General features: G+C 68.0%; 17 protein-coding genes. 11 read left to right on the plus strand and 6 right to left on the minus strand.

The genetic code is table 11. The features are described 5' to 3' along the window. Positions 1-230 precede the first annotated feature (230 nt). The 5 genes from ACMAUO_RS10990 to ACMAUO_RS11010 all read left to right on the plus strand — a co-directional run bounded on the left by ACMAUO_RS10990 (position 231) and on the right by ACMAUO_RS11010 (position 5,939). Positions 231-962, plus strand: a complete 732-nt coding sequence (locus ACMAUO_RS10990; protein ID WP_420356918.1) for a gamma-glutamyl-gamma-aminobutyrate hydrolase family protein — start codon at positions 231-233, stop codon at positions 960-962. After that, positions 959-1,735: a pseudouridine synthase gene (locus tag ACMAUO_RS10995; protein WP_420356919.1), complete on the plus strand. Its 777-nt coding sequence runs from the start codon at positions 959-961 to the stop codon at positions 1,733-1,735. Before ACMAUO_RS10990 ends, ACMAUO_RS10995 begins: the two co-directional genes overlap by 4 nt. A gap of 7 nt (positions 1,736-1,742) precedes the next feature. After that, positions 1,743-2,324: a 16S rRNA (guanine(966)-N(2))-methyltransferase RsmD gene (gene rsmD / locus ACMAUO_RS11000; protein ID WP_420356920.1), complete on the plus strand. Its 582-nt coding sequence runs from the start codon at positions 1,743-1,745 to the stop codon at positions 2,322-2,324. A 259-nt stretch (positions 2,325-2,583) separates the two neighbouring features. After that, positions 2,584-5,202, plus strand: coding sequence for an FtsK/SpoIIIE family DNA translocase (locus tag ACMAUO_RS11005; RefSeq protein WP_420356921.1), 2,619 nt, complete (start codon positions 2,584-2,586; stop codon positions 5,200-5,202). Then, positions 5,199-5,939: an RluA family pseudouridine synthase gene (locus ACMAUO_RS11010; protein ID WP_420356922.1), complete on the plus strand. Its 741-nt coding sequence runs from the start codon at positions 5,199-5,201 to the stop codon at positions 5,937-5,939. The genes ACMAUO_RS11005 and ACMAUO_RS11010 overlap by 4 nt, the downstream gene beginning before the upstream one ends. A 5-nt stretch (positions 5,940-5,944) precedes the next feature. Here ACMAUO_RS11010 and ACMAUO_RS11015 read toward each other — a convergent pair whose 3' ends face one another. Continuing rightward, the gene (locus ACMAUO_RS11015) at positions 5,945-6,493 is read right to left on the minus strand and encodes a hypothetical protein (protein ID WP_420356923.1); all 549 of its coding nucleotides are present in this window, start codon (positions 6,491-6,493) and stop codon (positions 5,945-5,947) included. A 198-nt stretch (positions 6,494-6,691) separates the two neighbouring features. Between ACMAUO_RS11015 and ACMAUO_RS11020 the strand changes: the two genes are divergently transcribed. Next, positions 6,692-6,940, plus strand: coding sequence for a DUF3126 family protein (locus ACMAUO_RS11020; RefSeq protein WP_182947879.1), 249 nt, complete (start codon positions 6,692-6,694; stop codon positions 6,938-6,940). A 104-nt stretch (positions 6,941-7,044) separates the two neighbouring features. Here the strand turns inward: ACMAUO_RS11020 and ACMAUO_RS11025 are convergent, their stop codons facing one another. Then, the gene (locus ACMAUO_RS11025; protein WP_420356924.1) at positions 7,045-7,662 is read right to left on the minus strand and encodes a DUF2939 domain-containing protein; all 618 of its coding nucleotides are present in this window, start codon (positions 7,660-7,662) and stop codon (positions 7,045-7,047) included. A gap of 175 nt (positions 7,663-7,837) precedes the next feature. On the opposite strand from ACMAUO_RS11025, the gene ACMAUO_RS11030 reads away from it, so the two are divergent. The 4 genes from ACMAUO_RS11030 to pyk all read left to right on the plus strand — a co-directional run bounded on the left by ACMAUO_RS11030 (position 7,838) and on the right by pyk (position 11,750). Next, complete coding sequence (locus ACMAUO_RS11030) at positions 7,838-8,671, plus strand: HesA/MoeB/ThiF family protein (RefSeq protein WP_420356925.1); 834 nt, start codon at positions 7,838-7,840, stop codon at positions 8,669-8,671. Continuing rightward, positions 8,661-9,053 carry a hypothetical protein gene (locus ACMAUO_RS11035; protein ID WP_420356926.1) on the plus strand — a complete coding sequence of 131 codons (393 nt, stop codon included), beginning with the start codon at positions 8,661-8,663 and terminating at the stop codon, positions 9,051-9,053. Before ACMAUO_RS11030 ends, ACMAUO_RS11035 begins: the two co-directional genes overlap by 11 nt. 151 nt (positions 9,054-9,204) lie before the next feature. Next, complete coding sequence (locus ACMAUO_RS11040) at positions 9,205-10,224, plus strand: SH3 domain-containing protein (protein ID WP_420357271.1); 1,020 nt, start codon at positions 9,205-9,207, stop codon at positions 10,222-10,224. Between the two features lie 86 nt (positions 10,225-10,310). Next, positions 10,311-11,750 (plus strand): pyruvate kinase, encoded by a 1,440-nt coding sequence (gene pyk, locus ACMAUO_RS11045; RefSeq protein ID WP_420356927.1) that lies wholly within the window; start codon positions 10,311-10,313, stop codon positions 11,748-11,750. 122 nt (positions 11,751-11,872) lie between these two features. Here pyk and ACMAUO_RS11050 read toward each other — a convergent pair whose 3' ends face one another. The 4 genes from ACMAUO_RS11050 to ACMAUO_RS11065 form a co-directional block, all read right to left on the minus strand. Next, positions 11,873-12,553, minus strand: a complete 681-nt coding sequence (locus tag ACMAUO_RS11050; RefSeq protein WP_420356928.1) for a YoaK family protein — start codon at positions 12,551-12,553, stop codon at positions 11,873-11,875. 407 nt (positions 12,554-12,960) lie between these two features. Further along, on the minus strand, positions 12,961-14,475 hold the full coding sequence (locus ACMAUO_RS11055; protein WP_420356929.1) for an efflux transporter outer membrane subunit: 1,515 nt from the start codon (positions 14,473-14,475) through the stop codon (positions 12,961-12,963). A gap of 4 nt (positions 14,476-14,479) precedes the next feature. Then, positions 14,480-17,641: an efflux RND transporter permease subunit gene (locus tag ACMAUO_RS11060; RefSeq protein ID WP_420356930.1), complete on the minus strand. Its 3,162-nt coding sequence runs from the start codon at positions 17,639-17,641 to the stop codon at positions 14,480-14,482. A 6-nt stretch (positions 17,642-17,647) separates the two neighbouring features. Continuing rightward, a complete protein-coding gene (locus tag ACMAUO_RS11065; protein WP_420356931.1) occupies positions 17,648-18,811 on the minus strand; it encodes an efflux RND transporter periplasmic adaptor subunit in 1,164 nt (387 codons plus the stop codon). A gap of 248 nt (positions 18,812-19,059) precedes the next feature. Between ACMAUO_RS11065 and ACMAUO_RS11070 the strand changes: the two genes are divergently transcribed. Then, positions 19,060-19,773 carry a TetR/AcrR family transcriptional regulator gene (locus ACMAUO_RS11070; protein WP_420356932.1) on the plus strand — a complete coding sequence of 238 codons (714 nt, stop codon included), beginning with the start codon at positions 19,060-19,062 and terminating at the stop codon, positions 19,771-19,773. Positions 19,774-19,791: the final 18 nt, after the last annotated feature.

Here is a 19,791-nt window from a genome sequence, read left to right on the forward strand (position 1 = left end):
GATCGAGCGACCCGGCATTCGCCGGATAACGGGCGCCGGATGACGGGCTGATCGGCACCCTGGTTCCATGATCATGCGTCCTGCGGGATGCAGGAACCGGCTGGTGCCATCCCTCGTGACGACATGACGGCCCGAGGCCCCCCAGCCTCCCGCCGCCATTTCCGCCCCGGCCAGGCCATTCCGCGCATAGCGGATTTCCCTGACGGCGATATTCCTCTAGGTCAGGCGGAATGACTCCATCCCGTCCCGTGATCGGCGTGACCCTGGACAGCGAGGCCGGCACCCCGGACGGGAGCGCCTATTCCCGCTTTCCGTGGTACGCGCTGCGCTGCAATTACATGGACGCCATCGCCGATGCGGGCGGCCTGCCGGTCGCGCTGCCCCATCGGGCCGATCTCGCCCCGGCCATGCTGGCGCGGCTCGACGGGCTGGTGATCACCGGCGGCGCCTTCGACGTCGATCCGGCCCTGTATGGCGTGGACCAGCGCCACGACAGCGTCACCCTCAAGACCGGCCGCACCCGCGCCGAACTGGCGCTGGCGCAGGGCGCCATCGCATCCGGGCTGCCGGTGCTGGGCATCTGCGGCGGGCAGCAATTGCTGGCCGTCGCCCTGGGCGGCACCCTGATCCAGCATATCCCCGACGCCGTGGCCGATGCGCTGGCGCACGAACAGCCCAATCCGCGCGACGAACCCGGCCACGAGGTGGACATCCTGCCCGGCACATTGCTGGCGCGCGTCACGGGCGCCACGCGGATCGCCGTCAATTCCGCCCATCATCAGGCCGTGCGCGACCCGGGCCGGGCCACCATCAGCGCCGTGGCGCCCGATGGCGTGGCCGAGGCCATCGAATATCCTGGCCATCCATTCTGCCTGGGCGTGCAATGGCATCCGGAATTCGCCATATCCATGGCGGACAGACATATTTTTTCCGCCCTGATAGAGGCTTCGGCATCAAGATGACAAAGTGCCACGACACCAGCCGGCCCGAGCGCGGCGAACGGATCGCCAAATGGCTGGCCCGCTCCGGCATCGCCAGCCGCCGCGACGCCGAACGCATGGTCGAGGAAGGGCGCGTGCGCCTGAACGGCGAGGCGGTGACGCATCCGGCAACCTTCGTGGTGGCGAGCGACGTCGTGCAGGTCGACGGCTCGGTGGTGGAAACCCCCGAACGCACCCGGCTCTGGCGCTACCACAAGCCCGACGGGCTGGTGACGACCCACCGCGACCCCGAGGGCCGGCCGACCGTCTTCGCCTCGCTGCCCGAAGGCATGCCGCGCGTCATCAGCATCGGCCGGCTGGACCTGAACAGCGAGGGCCTGCTGCTGCTGACCAATGACGGCGAGCTGGCCCGGCGGCTGGAACTGCCGTCCAACGGCTGGCTGCGCCGCTATCGCGTCCGCGTCTTCGGCATGGTGGACGAGGCCCAGTTGAAAGCGCTGGCCGAAGGCAGCGTCTTCGAAGGCGTGCGCTACGGCCCCATCGAGGCGGGGCTGGATTCCCGCAAGGGCGACAATGCCTGGCTGACCGTGGCACTCCGCGAAGGCAAGAACCGCGAGGTGCGCAAGGTCATGCGCGGCCTGAACCTGCATGTCAGCCGGCTGATCCGCACCGCCTACGGCCCGTTCCAGCTCGGGACCCTGCAACGGTCTGAACTCGAGGAAGTGCCGGGAAAGGTACTGCGCGAGCAGATCCCGGGGCTGGGGCCGTCCCCGCGCCCGTCGCGCAGGTCCTGACCGGCCGATGCGGATCGTCGCCGGCCAATGGCGCGGCCGTGCGCTGGCGGCACCACCGGGGCGCACCACCCGCCCCACCGCCGACCGGGTGCGCCAGGCCCTGTTCGACATGCTGCTGCATGCGCCCTGGGGCGGCTACGACCTGATGCAGGATGCGCAAGTGCTGGACGGCTTCGCCGGCACGGGCGCCCTGGGGCTGGAAGCCCTGTCGCGCGGCGCGGCCCACTGCACGTTCTTCGAGACCGACCGCGCCGCCCTGGCCGCGCTGGCCGCCAACATTACGGCCTGCGGCGCGCGTGACCGCACGACGCAGCGCGCCGCCGATGTCACCCGGCCACCCGCCGCCGGCCAGCCGTGCAGCCTGCTGCTGCTGGACCCGCCCTACGGGCAGGGCCTCCCGGAACGGGCCCTGGCGGCCCTGGCCCGGACGGGCTGGATCGCCCCCAACGCACTGATCGTGATCGAGACCGGCGCCGACGAACCCCTGCCCGCCGGCAACCCGATCCTGCCCGATGCCCCGCTGGCCGAGCGCCACCACGGCGCGGCGCGGCTTTCGATCTGGCGGGCCTTCGGCACAATGCCGGAATAACGGCTGAACCGCCCTTCTGTATTCCGGAAAGGGCGGGCTATACTTCTCCCGTTTCCGGACCCAGGGCCGGCCGCCCTCCCGGCCGGGCCGTCCGCTTCATCGTGCCTGCCGTCGTGGCGGAACCGCCCGGTCCACGCGACGACGGCCCCAGCGTACAGGACCCGAACATTTGCCGAGCTTTGGCCGCTACATTCCTGCCTCTCTGAACGCCCCGCGCATCCGGTCCGCCGCAAGGCAGAGACTGGCCGAGATGGGAGGCATGGTGCTGTGGCTTCTGGCCCTGGCGCTGGCCGCGTCGCTGTGGAGCTACAACCCGCTCGACCCGTCGATGAACACCGCCAGCACCCAGCCCCCCACCAACCTGCTGGGCATGGCCGGTTCCTACCTGGCGGACGTGCTGCTGCAGAATGTCGGCATCACCTGCGCCCTGCCGATCCTGGCGATGATGGCCTGGGGCTGGCGGGTGATCCGCCATGCCGCCATGGGGTCGATCCTGCTGCGGGCGGTGGCGATCCTGTGCGCCATGCCGGTCATGGGGGCGTTGCTGGCGGCCGTGCCGATGCTGGCCCCGGTCCTGCCCACCCCGCACTGGCCCACGGAATCCGGCCTGGGCGGCGCATTCGGCCTGTCGATCGCCCATACCGCCCTCCAGGCGGGCATGTCGCTGCTGGGGCCGGCCGGCCGGCTGGCCGTATGGGTGCTCGGGCTGCTGCTGACCCTCCTGCTGGTGCCGCTGGGGATCGGCCTGTCCCGGACCGAATGGAAGGCGATCGGCCGGGCCCTGCGCGCCGTCGCCCGGCAGCCGATGCGGCTCGCCCGCCGGATGCCGGCGCCCGCCGCTTCCGCCGACCACCCCACCGCCGACGCCACCGGCCGCTGGAACGGCTCGCTCGACGGTACGGTGCCCCCCCCCCGGCCCGACCTCTCCGCCCAGGCCCGCGCGCCCGAACCGCCCCGCCCCACGCGTACCGAGCGCCCCGCGCCGGAAGCCCGGCCCGCCGCACATTCCTCCGCCCAACCGGCCACGCGCCCCTCGCCCCGGCCACCTGCCCGGCCGTCACTGGGCACGGGCTGGGTCCAGCCCCCCGGCATGGAAAGCGACACCGCCGACGAAGCGCCCCCCCTGCTTCTGGGCGGACCGGCGACCCAGCCTGTCGCGCCGCGCCCGGTGCCGGAGGCCGTCCATCCCCCCGTCCCGTCGGCGGTTCCCGCAGCCGAGCCTCCGCGCCCTTCGCTCATGGGCCGGCTGTTCGGCAGTCGTCCCGAGCCGGCGGAGCCGCCATCCGCCGCCGCCCGCGCGATGCCCGACCCGGACGACTACCCCCCTCCACCGCGTTCCGACGGCCGCGATCCATGGCGCCTGCCGCCGCTGGACCTGCTGAAGCCCGCCCCGGCGCACGGCCAGACCGGCCCCTCGCAGGACGCATTGCAGGCCAATGCGCGGCTGCTGGAAACCGTGCTGTCCGATTACGGCGTGCAGGGGCAGATCGGGCAGATCCATGCCGGGCCCGTAGTCACGCTCTATGAGCTGGAGCCCGCGCCGGGCATCCGTTCAGCCCGGGTGATCGGCCTGGCGGACGATGTGGCGCGGTCGCTGTCGGTGCTGAGCGTGCGCATCGCCACCGTGCCCGGCCGCAACGTGATCGGCATCGAAGTGCCCAACGCAAGGCGCGAGACGGTCTATCTGTCCGAACTCTTCACCGACGACGCCTGGCATCATGCGTCGTCGAAGCTCTGCCTGGCGCTGGGCAAGGATATTTCCGGCATGCCGGTCTATGGCGACCTGGCGCGCATGCCGCACCTGCTGATCGCCGGCACCACCGGGTCGGGCAAGTCGGTCGGCGTCAACGCGATGATCCTGTCGCTGCTGTTCCGCATGTCGCCCGAGGAATGCCGCCTGATCCTGATCGACCCCAAGATCCTGGAACTGTCGATCTATGAGGGCATCCCGCATCTGATGACGCCCGTGGTCACGGAACCGGCCAAGGCGGTCGCCGCCCTGAAATGGACGGTGCGGGAAATGGATCGCCGATACCGCGCAATGTCGCACCTGCAGGTGCGCAATATCGGCGGCTACAACGAGCGGGTAACCGACGCCCGCCAGCGCGGCGAAGTCGTCTCGCGCCGCGTGCAGACCGGCTACGACCCCGAGACCGGCCGCCCGACCTTCGAAGAACAGCAGCTCGCCCTGGATTCCCTGCCCTATATCGTCGTGGTGATCGACGAAATGGCGGACCTGATGATGGTCGCGGGCAAGGAGATCGAAACGGCGGTGCAGCGCCTGGCGCAGAAAGCCCGCGCGGCCGGCATCCACGTGATCATGGCGACGCAGCGCCCCTCGGTCGACGTGATCACCGGCACGATCAAGGCCAATTTCCCGACCCGAATCTCCTTCCAGGTCATCAGCAAGTTCGACAGCCGCACCATCCTGGGCGAGCAGGGGGCGGAGCAGCTCCTGGGCCAGGGCGACATGCTGTACATGCAGGGCGGCGGCCGGATCACCCGCGTCCACGGCCCCTTCGTCGCCGACAGCGAGGTCGAGGACGTGGTGCGCTTCCTCCGCAGCCAGGGCGAGCCGATCTATGATGACGACGTGATCTCGGCCCAGGACGAGGACGGTGGCGGCAGCGGCGGCAAATCGTCCGGCAACGGGCTGAGCGGCGGCTATGACGACGAAACCAGCCTGTTCGACCAGGCGGTGGCCGTCGTGGCGCGCGAGGGCAAGGCCTCGACCTCGTTCATCCAGCGCCATTTGTCGATCGGCTACAACCGGGCCGCCAAGATCATCGAGCAGATGGAAAAGGAGGGCATCGTCAGCCCGGCCAACCATGTCGGCCGGCGCGAAGTCCTGCTGCGCCGCACCCCCGACGACGAATGACCCGGCGAGAGCGCCGGCCCCGGCCGGCCGGCCCGGCACGCCGTCTTCCTGCGGGCGATCCCCCCACGGGCGGGGCCGATCCATTTCCGGTCCTGTTCCGCGATAACCGGTTCCTGGTCATCGACAAGCCGCCCGGCCTGCCGGTGCATGCCGGCCCCGCCGGCGGTCCGTCGGTCGAGGATTCCTTCCCGCTACTGTCGCGGCGGGCGGACGGACCATGGCTGGCCCACCGGCTGGATCGCGATACGTCGGGCTGCCTGCTGATCGCCCTGCGCAAGCAGCCGCTGCTGGCCGCGCAGGCCGCCTTCGCCAATGGCCTGGCGCGCAAGACCTACTGGGCCGTGGTGCGCGGCCGCCCCGCCGCCGACAGCGGCACGGTGGTGATGACGATCGCCAAGCAGTCGGACAGGCAGGGCTGGCGCATGGTCGAGGCCCCGACGGGGCAGGAATCACGCACCGCGTGGCGGCTTCTGGCCAGCGACGGGGAAACAAGCTGGCTGGAACTGCACCTGCTGACCGGGCGCACCCATCAGGCCCGGCTGCATTGCGCCAGCCTGGGCTGCCCGGTGCTGGGCGACCCGGTCTATGGCGACGCGGCCGGGCAGCAGGCACCCATGCTGTACCTGATGAGCCGCGCGCTCGCCCTGCCGCTGGAACCCCCGGTTTCCGCCGTCGCCCCGCCACCCGCCCATATCCGCGCCGCCCTGGCACGCCTGGGCTGGACAGACGAGAACTGACGGAATCAGGACTTCTCTTCGAGCGCACGCAGGCAATCGCTGCCCTGGTCGATCAGATGGATGTCATGCACCGTCCGGATCGCCGTCAGGGCCCGTGGGCGCCAGGACGCGGGCTCGGCCGCCGGCGCGCAGATCGTCCGCCCCGCAAGCGGGGCGCTGTTTTTCCGGTCCAGGACCGCCAGCACCGCACGCGGATTGCGGAGCAGGGCGCGGCGCAGCGCAACCTGAAGCGAGTGGCCGGTCGCCGGATCGGCCACCGGCATCAGGTCGGGCAGCAGGGCGATCCAGTTCTCCCATCCCGCCGCCACAGCGCGCCGCACGCGCGGCCATTCACGCTCGCGGGTCAGCATCCGCGCCACATCCTGCGCGCCATCCTGCCGGATCCGGTCGGCCAGGCCACGCGCGGTCAGCGGCTGCGCCGCTTCCAGCGGACCGAATGCCGTCGTGACGGCTTCGGCGCCGATCGCGGGGAATGCCAGCATCAGGCCGGCCGCCAGCAGGGCAAGACGCAGCGGTGCGAACAGGCGGGCGAACAGGGCAGGGCGGATGAACAAAAGGGCCTCCGAAACAGGGTGCTGATGGAACAAGGAAATCAGACGATTGAGGCGGGAAGGGGGCTTTTCCGCGCCGCGATGCGGTTGCGGGCGGGGCTTCGAATGCCTATAGCGGGCAGCATCAGATCGGGCCCGGACGGCGTCCGCCCTGCGATCAGGCCGCGCCGCCGGCCCACCCTTTCCGACAGAGAGCATTCCATGAGCAGCATGTCCGCCTCCGAAATCGCCCGCCTGCAGGTATGCCTGCGCCGCCTGCTGGGTTCCCCCGAACTGACGGTCAATCCGCCGCCGCGCGCCGGCCTGTCGGTCGAGGTCGCCGTAAAAGGCGAGATCATCGGCACCGTCCACCGGGACGAGGATGAGGGCGAGGTGTCCTACGCCCTGCACATCACGATCCTGGAAGAAGACCTGCCCGCCGAAACCGCCGCAACCCGCGCCCGCCGCTGAACCATACACCCGCGCCGCCCGGCCCCGACGGGCACGGGCGGCAGCGGGGAACAATCCACGCAAACCTGCTACAATCACCGCACGCGCGGAAAAAATGATCGCCGTTAGCGCGAGAGCAGGGCGAGCCGATCCGGCGCGGCGGAAGCCTCGATCACGGGGTGATCGCTCCGGCTGGCCGGCAGATCGACTTCGGTGATCTTCCACCGCCACCCCTGAATCCGCATCTGCAAGCGCAGCGGCGTCTCATTCTCGTGCCCCGGCATGACGGCACGGGCCTCGAACGTGTCCGGGCGCAGGAAACGGATGCGGACATGATGCAGCATGGCAACCGGGGAGATCACGGATACCGGCTGCGCCGCTGGCATGACCTGCCCCATCAGCGTATCGAGGTTGGCGGCATTCACATGTACGTCAATCGCATGGGATACCGCCGTGGTGGCAAAGGACGAGCCGAATTCCGGCAGTTCGTCGTCATTGGCCGGCTGATTGCCCACGATCCCGCTGATGATCTGCGATTTCAGGCTGGCCTGCACGGCCCGCCAGTTCAGGAATGTGCCGAGCGTGCGCGTATCATGCGCCTGAATGGCCGCCGAAACCGACCAGAGCGTCACGAACGGCGAGGCCACGAACAGGGACAGCGACATGACCAGCGTCACCGCGCAGATGCGACGTGCCTGCTGGCGCCGAACGGCGACCATGTGACCGGCAGGCATCAGACGCATGAAACGGTTCATCAAAAAAATCGCCCCTGTCTTGCTCCCACAACATACGATAAACATATCCGCCATGCATGCGTTTCATGCCGTTTGATACAAATTGTTATAAAAAGTCAGGCCAAACGCCATATTCCGCAGCCTGCATGCGGGGCGCATAAAGGCCCGAGACAAGGCAGGACGCATGATTCCTGATTTTTCCGAGACCGAAATCCAGCGCTATGCCCGGCATATCCTGCTGCCGGAGATCGGCGGCACGGGGCAGGCCGCGCTGCGCGCCGCCAGCGTGCTGATCGTCGGCGCCGGGGGCCTGGGCTCGCCGCTCGGCCTGTATCTGGCGGCGGCCGGCGTCGGCCGGATCGGACTGGTCGATGACGACATGGTGGACCTATCGAACCTCCAGCGCCAGATCGCCCACACCACCGACCGGATCGGTCGCCGCAAGGTCGAGTCGGCGGCCGAGGCGATGCGCGCGGTTAATCCGCTGGTCCACATCGACACCCACGCGACGCGGCTGGACACCGGCAATGCCCGCGCGCTGGTCGGCGGCTACGACCTGGTGTGCGACGGCAGCGACAATTTCCGCACCCGCTACCTGGTCGCCGATGCCTGCGCGCTGGAACGGCGTACCCTGGTCTCGGCCGCCGTGCTGCGCTTCGAGGGGCAGCTCTCGACCTTCCGGCCACATCGCGGCGGCCCATGCTATCGCTGCCTCTATCCCGCGCCGCCGGGTGACGGCGCGGTGCCGTCCTGCGCCGAGGCCGGGGTTTTCGGCGCGGTCACCGGGGTCATGGGCACCTTGCAGGCCACCGAGGCCCTGAAGGAGATCCTGGATATCGGCGAGAGCCTCGCCGGCCGGCTGCTGGTATGGGACGCCCTGGCGGCGCGCTTCCACACCATCCGCCTCTCCCCCGATCCCGACTGCCCGCTCTGCGGCACCCACCCCACCATCCACGACCTGTCGGCCCATGCGGCCGGACAGGTACCAGCCGGAGCCTGCGCCATCCATGCCGACTGACCCCCCGCGCGAAGGGCTGGCGATCCTGCTGCTCGATGGCGGTTTCGAGCGCGCGCATTACGCCCTGGTCCTGGCCGCCGGGGCGCTGGCCGTGGACCGGCCGGTGCTGATCTTCGCCGCCGGCCACGGGGTCCATGCCCTGGCGCGGGACTGGCAGGGGCTGCGCGATGCCGGCGCGGACAGCGCGGCCCAGGCCAGCGGGGTCGCCGGCTTCGACGTCCTGCGCGAAGCCGTCCAGGCACTGGACGGCACGCTGATGGCCTGTGAATCCGGCCTGCGCCTCACCGGCCTGGACGCCGACGCCCTGCTGCCGGGCGTAACGGTGGCCGGCGTTCCCGCCTTTCTCGATGCCGCGCGCGGGCGGCAGGTCATCAGCCTGTGACGGGGCGGCGGATCGCGCAATGCATCCAGGGCCGCAAATCCCCTTGCCGTGCGACGCGGGCCTTGGCAGGGATGCAGCCATGATGCCCACTTCCTTACTTGCCCTCCCCCCCATCCCGCGTCGCGTCACCCCGCGCGGATGCGCCGGCTGGATGCTCTGCGCGACGCTACTGGCCCCGCTCATATCTAACGATGCGACAGCGGCCACGCCGGAGCCATCCAGGACCGGCCACCATCATCATCATCACGCCGCCAAGGCCACGACCGGCACCAAGGCGGCCGCCACGGCACATCATAAGCGGCATCATCCGGCAACGGCCTCCGGCGCGGCCACAACGCCCCATCACGGCCATCCGGCCACGGCGCACGCCGACGCCACGTTCCATCACCATGCCGCGACCGCGTCCCATGCAGCGCACTCCCGCCACGCGGCGGCCGTCGCCGCAGCGGCCGCCGCGGCGGGGATGGCAGCAGCGACGACACCCGCACCGGCGGGCGGAACAGCCGTCGCCATTCCGCCGGCGGCAATGCCAGCCGAACCGCCGGCCCCGACCGACAAGGGCTCGGTCACCGGCCTGCCGCTGCCGCGCTTCGCGGCCCTGCGCGCCGACGAGGTGAACATGCGCTCGGGGCCCGGCCAGCGTTATCCGATCGAGTGGGTCTATCACCGCCGCGACCTGCCGGTGAAAATCGAGCGCGAATTCGACGTCTGGCGCCTGGTCGAGGATTCCGACGGCCAGAAAGGCTGGGTGCACCAGGCAACGCTGGTGGGCACGCGCAGCTTCGTCATCCCCGGCCTGCCACCGGTCGATCCGGCTCCGGCAGCCCCTCCGGCACCGTCCACGCCCGCGACAGCCGGGGCGCCCGTCGCCACCCCGCCAGGTGCGGGGCAGGCAACCAATCCGCCGGCCGGCCATTTCGATAGTCGTGAAGTCGCACGACTGGCCGATCCCGCCGCAGCCGCCTCCATTCCCGGAGCGGTCATGCTGCGCTCGACCCCGGATGCCGGCTCAGCCCTGGTCGCGGTGCTGAAACCCGGAACGGTCGGCGTTCTGCGTACCTGCGCCGCCGGCACGACATGGTGTCGCGTCAGCGTGCAACATTATTCAGGCTGGCTGGACCGCAAGGCGGTCTGGGGCCTGCTGCCGCAGGAGACCATTCAACCGTCCTGAACAACCCGGCGGGCAAGGACGACGGCGCCCGCCGGGAGCAGGACAGCGAACGGGTTGCGGACAGAATCCAGAAGGAGAAAACGCCCATGTCTTCCGCTACAGCCTTACGCCCCCGGCGCACCAAGATCGTGTCCACCCTGGGGCCGGCCTCCTCCACGCGCGAAATCATCCGCGCGCTGGCCGAGGCCGGGGCCGACGTGTTCCGCCTGAATTTCTCGCACGGCACGCATGCCGACCACGCCGCCCGCTACGAGATCATCCGCGCGGTCGAGGCCGAGCTGGGGCGGCCGATCGGCATCCTGGCCGATGTCCAGGGCCCCAAGCTGCGCGTCGGCACGTTCGAGCAGGGCAAGGTCACGTTGCAGACGGGCGCCTTCTTCCGCCTCGATCTCGACGACACCCCCGGCACCGAGCGGCGGGTGCGCCTGCCCCATCCCGAGATCATCCACGCCGCCACCGTCGGCAGCAACCTGCTGCTCGATGACGGCAAGCTGCGCCTGGTGGTGCGCGAAGTGGGCGTGGATCACCTGGATACCGTCGTCGCCGTCGGCGGCGTGCTGTCCGACCGCAAGGGCGTGAACGTCCCCGACATCGTGCTGCCGATCCCCGCCCTGACCGAAAAGGATCGCAGCGACCTCGATTTCGCCCTCGATCTCGGGGTGGATTATATCGGCCTCTCCTTCGTCCAGCGCCCTGAAGACGTCAAGGAAGCCCGCGCCATCGCCGGCGGCCGCGCCTGGATCATGACCAAGATCGAAAAACCGCAGGCGATGGACAATCTGGACGAGATCGTCCGCCTGTCCGACGCGGTGATGGTCGCGCGCGGCGATCTGGGCGTCGAACTGCCACCCGAGGCCGTGCCGCTGGCGCAGAAACACATCATCCGCCTGTGCCGCCAGCTCGGCAAGCCGGTGGTGGTGGCGACCCAGATGCTGGAAAGCATGATCAGCGCCCCCACCCCCACCCGCGCCGAGGCGTCGGACGTGGCCACCGCCGTGTTCGACGGCGCGGATGCCGTCATGCTCTCGGCCGAAACGGCGGCCGGGCAGTTCCCGCTGGAGGCGGTCGGCATCATGAGCCGCATCGTCAGCCGGGTCGAGGAAGACGCGGTCTGGCAGTCGATGATGCAGGCCAGTTGCCCGGCGCCCGAAGGCTTCGTCGCCGACGCCATCGCCGCCGCATCGGGCCAGATCGCCACCACCGTCGACGCGCGCGCCATCGTCGCCTTCACCCTGGCGGGCGCAACCGCCCTGCGCATCTCGCGCGAGCGGCCCTCCTGCCCGATCATCGGCCTCACGCCCACCGACGAGATCGCACGCCGCCTGTGCGTCGTATGGGGCGTCACGGCCCAGTCGGTCGGGCAGGAAACGCCGGTGCATACGGTAGAGAACGTGGTCGACCAGGCGATCGACGCCGCCGTCGCCAGCGGCCTGGCCCGCTCGGGGGACCGGATCGTGATCGCGGCGGGCCTGCCCTTCGGCGTGGCGGGCAGCACCAATACGTTGCGGGTTGCCAAGGTGCCGTAAATATCCAAGGGGCTCTGCCCCTTGACCCCGCCAAAGGCGTCGCCTTTGGAAACAATTCCATTAACAAATCGGGGTGCGGGGGCCGCCGGCCCCTGCCGGGTTTCAGGGCAGCGCCCTGACCTTCATGACGGACCGAGCATTTCCAGCCGTTCCAGCAGCGGATGGTCGCCCACATACAGCAGCCCCCCGGCGGTGCCGATCAGCAACCCCACCAGCCCGATCGCGACCGGCACCGACACGCTGGACATCAGCGCTCCCAGCACCGCCCCGCCGAACAGGGCCAGGATCGCGGCCACCCGCCGCCAGGCCCCTTTCGCCGGCCCGCCGGCCAGCCGGCTGTCATGCATCAGCCCGTGCAGCAGCATGGTGGCAGCCGGCAAGGTCAGGTCCGTAACCTGGGCGTGACGGGTCGCGGATGTCTGCAACCCCATGGCAACCGCCAGGACGACCAGCGTGGCATAGTACCGCCAAGCCGCGTCCAGCCACCAGATCAGGGCCGCCACCAGTACGAGCGCCCCCACCCCCATCAGCAGATCCGCCACCGTCCGCCGCCGCGAATGAGATCGCCGGACCAGCCGGCCGCCCAGCGCCGCCCCGGCCAGATAGGCGGAAATCGCCATCACGCCCGGCCCGGCCACGGATTCCCCCGACGTCAGATGCACCGCGATCAGGATGACGGTCGCCGTCATGTAACCGGTAAAGACCTTCAGATGGGTCAGCGAAACAGCATCCAGCGCCCCCATGGCGACCGTGACCATGATGACGACAATAACCAGCCTTGGGTCGTGGGAGATCTGTTTCAATCCGGGCCTGTCCTCACAAACGAAGGAACCGCGCATATCGCAGCCAGGCCAATAAAAAAAGGTGCATCGTGAAAGATGCACCTTTTTTAAGGTCAGTCCGAGGGTTCGATCCCCCGTTTGTAAGTCCCGCGATCGTATCGCCACGGGTTTCTTATTCATAAGAGTGGGCCGTTCCGGTCTTCTCACTCTGATGAAGCTTTAATGACGTGTTTTTTTCTACTGGTCAAACGAAATATGCAAATAAATGCTGTTTTATGATTTTGTTGCACTGCACAATACATCGCAACGCACAATAAACGATCACGTTCCATTCAATGTTATTTCATGGAGGTGCTAAATTTTCGTGCAGAACAAAAAAAGGCGGGTTCCGAAGAACCCGCCCCACACATCCGGCCGATACCAGACCTTCAGCCTTTCTGCGTCGCCGCCACGGCAACCCGGCCTGGCGGCACGCTCCGTTCCGTCCACCCGCCGCCCAGGGCGCGATAGACGGTGATCAGGTTCTGGTAGCGCGCCTCATGCACCGAGATCCGGCTCTGCTGCGCGCCATAGAGCGTGCGCTGCGCATCCAGCGTGTTCAGGTAGGAATCCACCCCGGCGTCGAAGCGCATCCGCGCCAGCCGGTAGGCATCGGCCGAGGACGCCACCAGTGCATCGAGCTGGCGCGACTGGTCCAGATAGGTCGCCCGCGCGGTCAGCGCGTCCGAAACCTCATGGAACGCCGTCTGGATCGCCTTTTCATACGCCGCCATGCGCTGGTTGCGCAGGGCCTTGGAAGCCTGGAGCGTGCCCTCGTTCTGGCCCCAGGTCAGCAGCGGGATCTGGATCTGCGGATTGACCCCGAACGTCGTGGCCCCCTGGGTGAACAGGTTGCGGAACTGCAGGCTGGATACCCCGTCCGACGCCGTCAGGGTCAGGCGCGGGAAGAAGGCGGCCCGCGCCGCGCCGATATCGTCATTGGCCGACAGCAGCGAGAATTCGGCGGACTGGATATCCGGCCGCCGGTCCAGCAGGTCGGACGGCAGACCGGCCGGCAAGTCGGCCAGGATCGTCTGCTGTCCGAACGGCGCCGGGGCCGGCAGGTTCGCGGGCAGCGGCGCCCCGACCAGCAGCACCAGTTCGTTTTCGTCCTGCGCCACCTGGCGCTGGTACTGGGCGTAATTGGCCGCCGCCTGCTCCACCTGCGTCTCGACCTGGCGCAGGGTCAACTGGTTGGCCTCGCCGTTATCGAAGCCGGCCTGGGTCAGGCGCAGCGTCTCCTTCTGCGATGCCAGCGTCTGCTCGGTCACCTTCAGTTGCTCGGTGTCGGCCAGCCAGGCCACATAGGTCGTCGCCACCTGCGAGATCACACTGATCAGCAGGCTGCGCTCGCTGGCGGCCTGGCTGAGAACCTGATCCGCCGCCTCGCGCGACAGGCTGCGGATACGGCCGAACAAGTCGATCTCGTAGGACGAGAAGCCGATACCCGCCTGATAGAATTTGAAGACATGGCCATCGGCATAAGGCTGGCCACTCCGCCCCTGCTGCAACCCTGGCGCGAAGCTCAGACCCGCATTGCCCGAAGGCGCCTGGTAGATCGCCTGCCCGGTCGATCCGATCTGCGGAAAGAGCGAGGCATGCTGCACCCGGTACTGGCCCTGCGCCTGTACCACGGCATAGGCCGCCGATCGCAGATCGCGATTGTCCCGCACCGCCAGCGCGATCAGCGCCTGGAGCCGCTGGTCGACGAAGAATTCGCGCCAGCCCAGATCCGACGCCGCCGTGCCGATCTGCCCGGAGGCACCGGCATGGTAGGCCGGCCCCTGCGGCCAGGTAGAGGCGACCGGCAGGGCCGGCCGCTTGTAGTCGGGAATCATCGTGCATCCCGACAGCGCCGCCAGGACCATCAGCCCGGCGCGGCGCGGTGAAAGAAACCCGTTCATGAACTCAGCTCTCCTGACCGGACGGCCCGGCGGGACGGGATAGATCGGCATGCGGGTCCACACGGTCCTTCACCCGGCGAACCCGGAACAGCCGCAGCACCAGCACGAAGAACAACGGCACGAAATAGATGGCCAGCAGGGTGGCCGACAGCATGCCGCCCACCACGGCGGTGCCGATCGCAACGCGCGCGCCCGACCCGGCACCGGTCGCGATCGCCAGCGGAAACACGCCGCAGACGAAGGCGATCGACGTCATCAGGATCGGCCGCAGCCGCTCGCGGCCGGCCTTGACGACCGAATCCAGCAGGCTGTCGCCGGCTTCGAAGAAGGCCTTGGCGAATTCCACGATCAGGATCGCGTTCTTCACCGCCAGCCCCACCGTGGTCAGCAGCCCCACCTGGAAATAGACGTCATTGGCCAGGCCCCGCCACAGCGTGAACGTCAACGCCCCCAGCACCCCCAGCGGAATGACCAGCATCACCGCAAAGGGCACCGCCCAGCTTTCGTACAGCGCCGCCAGGCAGAGCAGGATCACCGTCCCGGCCAGCGCATAGAGCGGACCGGTCGAGCCCCCCGACGCCATCTGTTCGTACGACAGGCCGGTCCATTCATAACCGATGCCGGGCGGCAGCTTGGCCAGCGCCTCCTGGATCGCCACCATGGCCGTGCCGGTGCTGTAACCCGCCGAAGGCTGGCCGAGAATCTCGTAGGAGTTCAGGCCGTTGTAATCTTCCACCTTCTGCGGGCCGACAATCCAGTGCCCCGATGCGATCGCGTTGAACGGCACCAGCGTGTTCCCCACATTCCGCAGGTACCACTTGCCCAGATCCTCGGGCAGCATGCGCCCGTCAGGCTCGCCCTGAATATAGACCTGCTTCACGCGGTCGCTGCGCATGAACTGGTTGACGTAGATCGACCCCAGCGCGCCTTCGATCGTCGTATTGATCTCGGCATTGGTCACACCCAGCGCATTCGCCTTCTCGCGATCGATATCCAGCTTGTATTGCGGGGCGTCTTCCAGGCCGTTGGGACGCACGGCCATCAGGCGCGGGTCCCGGGCCGCAGCCATCAGGATCTGATTGCGCGCGGCCAGCAGCTTTTCATGCCCCAGATGCCCGCGATCCTCCAGTTCCAAGTCGAAGCCCGTCGCATTGCCCAGTTCCAGCACCGCCGGCGGATTGATGGCGAAGATCTGCGCTTCAGGGTCGCCCCAGAAATGCATCATGACCCGCATGGCAATCGCCGACGAACTCTGCGACGCATTCGGCCGCACATCCCAATCCTTCAACCGGATGAAGAACGCTCCGGCATTCTGGCCCTGACCGGCGAAGTTAAAGCCGTTCATCGCGAAGACCGACACCACATTGTCGCCTTCGGTCTTCAGAATGTAATCGGTGATCTTGCGGTTGACGGCTGCCGTCTGCTCCTTGGTCGCACCCGGCGGCATCGTCACCTGGCCGAAGATCAGCCCCTGGTCCTCGTCGGGCAGGAAGCCCTGGGGCAGGCGGGCAAACAGGAACACCACCAGTCCGGTCAGCAGCGCATACAGGATCAGCGACACCACGCTGCGTCCCAGCATCCAGCGCACACCGGACTGATAACCCTTGTTGACACGGGCGAAGCTGCGGTTGAACCACCCGGCCAGACCCGTGGTCTTCTCATGCGTGCCGGGCTTGAGCATCGTGGCGCACAAGGCGGGCGTCATGATCATCGCCACCAGCACCGACAGCCACATCGCGGCAACAATGGTGATGGAGAACTGGCGATAGATCACGCCGGTCGAGCCGCCGAAGGCCGCCATCGGCAGGAACACCGCCGTCAGCACCAGCACGATGCCGACCAGCGCGCCCGAGATCTCGTCCATGGAGACGCGCGCGGCTTCCTTCGGCGAGAGCTTCTTTTCCGACATCACGCGCTCGACGTTCTCGACCACGACGATGGCGTCATCGACCAGCAGGCCCACCGCCAGCACCATGGCCAGCATGGTCAGCGTGTTGATCGAGAATCCCAGCGCGGCAAGGATACCGAACGTACCCAGCAGCACCACCGGCACCGCGATGGTCGGGATCAGCGTGGCCCGGAAATTCTGCAGGAAGATCAGCATGACCACGAAGACGAGAACGATTGCCTCTGCCAGCGTGATGACGACTTCCTTGATCGACAGCACGATGAAAGGCTCGGTATCGAGCGGATAGACGACCTTCAGCCCAGGCGGGAAGAACTTCTCAAGCTGCGAGATCTCGGCCCGCACCGCCGCTTCGGTCGTCAGCTGGTTGGCACCCGGCGCCAGCTTCAGCGCCATGCCGACATTCGGCTGGTTGTTATAGAACGACGTGATGTTGTAGCTCTGCGGCCCAAGCTCCACCCGCGCGACGTCGCGGATCCGCACCTGCGAACCGCCCTGCGCCACACGCAGCAGGATATTGCCGAACTCCTCGGGCGACGTCAGCCGGGTCGGCCCGATGATGGTGGCATCCAGCCGCGCCCCCGGCTTGGCCGGCAGACCGCCGATCTCACCCGAGGAAATCTGGATGTTCTGGTCCTGCAGCGCCGTCTGCACGTCGCTGATCGTCATCCCGTATTTGAACAGCTTGCCGGGGTCCAGCCAGATCCGCATGGCGTATTCGGCGCCGAACAGCGTGTGGTCGCCCACCCCCGAAACCCGGCTGAGCGGATCGGAAACGTTCGATGCCACATAGTCCGCGATATCAGGCCCGGTCATGCTGCCATCGGTGGAAATAAAGCCCACCACGAGCATGAAGTTCTTCACGGCCTTGGTCACGGTCAGGCCCTGGGCCGTCACTTCGGTCGGCAGGCGCGGCTGGGCAAGCTGGAGCTTGTTCTGCACCTGAACCTGCGCGATGTCGGGGTTGGTCCCCTGCTCGAACGTCAGGTCGATTTCCATCTGTCCGCTGGCGTAGGACTGCGCCGAGACATATTCCAGATGATCCAGGCCGTACATCTGCTGCAGGATCGGCCGGACCACGGTGTTGTTCACCGTCTCGGCCGAGGCACCCGGATAGGTCACGGTAATCGCGATCTGCGGCGGCGCGATGGAGGGATACTGGGCGATCGGCAGGCGGAAGATCGAAACCGCTCCCACCAGCATGATCACCAGCCCGATGACCCATGCGAAGATGGGCCGGTCAATGAAGAAGCGTGACATGGGTTCTTATCCCGCCTTGCCCTGCTGGGCGGGCTGGGCGGCCGCCTCGGTGGGAGAAACGGTATCGCCAGGGTGGATTTTCTGCAGGCCGCTGACCACGATCCGCTCCCCCGCCTTCAGCCCGGCCGTCACGATCCAGTCGCTTCCGACGGCGGGGCCAGTCGTGATGCCGCGAATGGCAACCTTGTTGTCCGCGCTCACCACCATCACCGTCGGATCGCCGTGCGAATTGCGGGTGACCGCTTCCTGCGGCACGCGCAGCGCGGACGGATCGACACCCTCTTCAAGCTTGGCATGGACATACATGCCGGGCAGCAGCATGTGCGCCGCGTTCGGCATCACCGCGCGGACCACCACGGTCGCCGTCGTCTCGTCCACGTTCACTTCCGAGAATTCCAGCCGGCCCGGCTGCTCGTAGGTGCTGCCATCCTCCAGCGTCAGGGTGACGGTGGCGGCATCCTGGCCCGCGCGCTGCAACCGCCCCTGCTCCAGCTCGCGCCGCAGTTCCAGCAGCCTTGTCGCCGGCAGATTGACGTCCACATAGATCGGGTCCAGCCGGGTGACGATGGACAGGTTGGAGCTCTGCCCCACCGTGGCCAGCGCGCCGACCGTCATCAGCGACCGGCCGATCCGGCCGGAAATCGGCGAGAGCACGCGGGTGTAGTTCAGGTTGACCGAGGCACTTTCCACATTGGCACGCGCCTGCGCGATGTCGGCATCGGCCTCGCGCGCGGCGGCCACGGCATCGTCGTAATCCTGCCGGCTGACGGCATGGGCACGCACCAGCGGTCCGTAGCGGTCCAGCTTCGCCTGGGCGGTCACCTTCGCCGCCTGCGCGTGCAGAAGTTGCGCCTTGGCCCCGTCATAGGTCGCCTGATAGGCCGACGGATCGATCTGGTAGAGCTGCTGGCCAGCCGTAACGTCGGAGCCCTCCACGAACAGGCGCTTCTGGATCACGCCGTTCACCTGCGGGCGAACCTGGGCGATCTCGATCGCCTCGGTCCGGCCCGGCAGGTCGGTGGTGACGCTGAACGGCGCCGCGCGCAGGGTCAGCACGCCGACCTGCTGCGGGGGAGGGGCGGGAGGCGCCGCCTGGCGCTTGCATCCGGCCAGCGCCAGGGACGCACAGGCGGCAAGAAGGACGGCGCGATGGGGACGGGGGTACGTCATTGTGTGATGGAGCCCTGCGGAAACATGGGTCGCCGGCCTGGCCGGGAAGCGGAATCGCGACGGCCAAGGCCCCGCGAAACCGTCCCATGCAACGCCGGCATATGGAAACCGAGTGGTTTTCTTGATCGGAAACTATTTCGTTTCTAAACTCCGGTCAATGGTCACCAAAACAGGAGGTCACCCAGACAGGGGCCTCCCCGACAGGGGCCACCCAGACAGAGCCATCCTGAAAGAAAGGAATTGCCGAAATGCCCGCTACCGGGGCGACGACGTCGGATCTTGTGCTGTCCCACTCCCGCGAGGCCGAGGCGCTGTGCCCGGAGAAGCGATGCCCGGGCCGGCCGCCCGTGCTGGAGGGTGGCGAACGGCGGGAACTGATCCTGAACGCCGCCTGCCAGGTCCTGGACGATCACGGCTATCACAACGCCTCGATGGACAAGCTGGCGCAGCTATCGGGCATGTCCAAGAAGACCATCTACCAGATGTTTTCCTCCAAGGAGGATCTGTTCCGTACCCTGATCAGCGAGCGGCTGTTCGACATCAAATACCAGCCGGTCCACTGCCCGGCCAACCTGACGCCCGAGGCCGAGCTGGTCCATATCCTGATGGCGATCGCGATGCGGGTTCTGGCGCCCGAGCGGATGTGCCTGGTCCGCGCCATCGTCGGCGAGATCCGCGATTCCGCCGAGATCCGCCGCATCATGCAGAGCATCGAACTCTGCGGCAACTGCAACCAGGTCGAGGAATGGCTGCTGCGCCAGCAGGCGGCCGGCACCCTGCCCATCGACGACGCCGAGGACCTGGGCATCGGCCTGTTCAACATGACGGTGGGCAAGCTGATCCTGGGCGAGCTGTTCCATTCGCGCGATCTGGTGACGCGGGAGGAGATCGAGGCCAATATCCGCCGCTGGGTGCGCATCTTCCTGGCCGGACTGTCGGCCATCGAACCGGCCCGGCCCTGACCGCCGCATCGCCGTTGC

The organism is Gluconacetobacter brunescens (assembly GCF_048695475.1).
In the GTDB taxonomy this organism is placed as follows: Bacteria; Pseudomonadota; Alphaproteobacteria; order Acetobacterales; family Acetobacteraceae; genus Gluconacetobacter.

What these genes read in the sequence shown, in the direction of transcription:
- pyk (WP_420356927.1), top strand. Translation starts at nt 10,311, where the DNA reads ATGTCTTCCGCTACAGCCTTACGCCCCCGGCGCACCAAGATCGTGTCC.
- ACMAUO_RS10995 (WP_420356919.1), top strand. Translation starts at nt 959, where the DNA reads ATGACAAAGTGCCACGACACCAGCCGGCCCGAGCGCGGCGAACGGATC.
- ACMAUO_RS11060 (WP_420356930.1), bottom strand. Translation starts at nt 17,641, where the DNA reads ATGTCACGCTTCTTCATTGACCGGCCCATCTTCGCATGGGTCATCGGG.
- ACMAUO_RS11030 (WP_420356925.1), top strand. Translation starts at nt 7,838, where the DNA reads ATGATTCCTGATTTTTCCGAGACCGAAATCCAGCGCTATGCCCGGCAT.
- ACMAUO_RS11055 (WP_420356929.1), bottom strand. Translation starts at nt 14,475, where the DNA reads ATGAACGGGTTTCTTTCACCGCGCCGCGCCGGGCTGATGGTCCTGGCG.
- ACMAUO_RS11070 (WP_420356932.1), top strand. Translation starts at nt 19,060, where the DNA reads ATGCCCGCTACCGGGGCGACGACGTCGGATCTTGTGCTGTCCCACTCC.
- ACMAUO_RS10990 (WP_420356918.1), top strand. Translation starts at nt 231, where the DNA reads ATGACTCCATCCCGTCCCGTGATCGGCGTGACCCTGGACAGCGAGGCC.
- ACMAUO_RS11065 (WP_420356931.1), bottom strand. Translation starts at nt 18,811, where the DNA reads ATGACGTACCCCCGTCCCCATCGCGCCGTCCTTCTTGCCGCCTGTGCG.
- ACMAUO_RS11025 (WP_420356924.1), bottom strand. Translation starts at nt 7,662, where the DNA reads ATGCGTCTGATGCCTGCCGGTCACATGGTCGCCGTTCGGCGCCAGCAG.
- rsmD (WP_420356920.1), top strand. Translation starts at nt 1,743, where the DNA reads ATGCGGATCGTCGCCGGCCAATGGCGCGGCCGTGCGCTGGCGGCACCA.
- ACMAUO_RS11020 (WP_182947879.1), top strand. Translation starts at nt 6,692, where the DNA reads ATGAGCAGCATGTCCGCCTCCGAAATCGCCCGCCTGCAGGTATGCCTG.
- ACMAUO_RS11035 (WP_420356926.1), top strand. Translation starts at nt 8,661, where the DNA reads ATGCCGACTGACCCCCCGCGCGAAGGGCTGGCGATCCTGCTGCTCGAT.
- ACMAUO_RS11005 (WP_420356921.1), top strand. Translation starts at nt 2,584, where the DNA reads ATGGTGCTGTGGCTTCTGGCCCTGGCGCTGGCCGCGTCGCTGTGGAGC.
- ACMAUO_RS11010 (WP_420356922.1), top strand. Translation starts at nt 5,199, where the DNA reads ATGACCCGGCGAGAGCGCCGGCCCCGGCCGGCCGGCCCGGCACGCCGT.
- ACMAUO_RS11040 (WP_420357271.1), top strand. Translation starts at nt 9,205, where the DNA reads ATGCTCTGCGCGACGCTACTGGCCCCGCTCATATCTAACGATGCGACA.